The 485-nt window shown below is 55.9% G+C and carries 1 pseudogene; it reads right to left on the bottom strand.

The window, feature by feature from the left end:
* Nucleotides 1-485, bottom strand: a pseudogene (locus tag BLR37_RS25170) (hypothetical protein); the annotation flags it as partial.

Genomic DNA, 485 nt, shown 5'->3' on the forward strand with positions numbered 1-485 from the left:
CCAACTGCGCCAGTAGCGCCGGTTGCACCAATATCTCCCTTATCGCCTTTTAATCCCTGAGCACCTGTTGCACCGGCAGAACCAGTAGCACCTGTCAGACCAACCGGACCCTGAGGACCAACTGCCCCAGTATCACCTTTATCGCCTTTATCACCTTTTGGTCCGTTAATATTCGTCCAGGTGTTGGTGGTTGGGTTGTACACCCAGGTACCACTGTCGTTGGTTACAATGGTAACACCGGTGCCTGGGGCACCTGCAGTACCAGATCCCGGCGTACCCGGTATTCCGCTCGTGCCCGGCATCCCCTGAACACCCACTACACCTGCATCTCCTTTGTCGCCCTTGTCGCCTTTTGGTCCGTTAATATTCGTCCAGGTGTTGGTGGTTGGGTTGTACACCCAGGTACCACTGTCGTTGGTTACAATGGTAACACCGGTGCCTGGGGCACCTGCAGTACCAGATCCCGGCGTACCCGGTATTCCACT

It is taken from the genome of Pedobacter soli (genome assembly GCF_900101435.1).
GTDB lineage: Bacteria > Bacteroidota > Bacteroidia > Sphingobacteriales > Sphingobacteriaceae > Pedobacter > Pedobacter soli.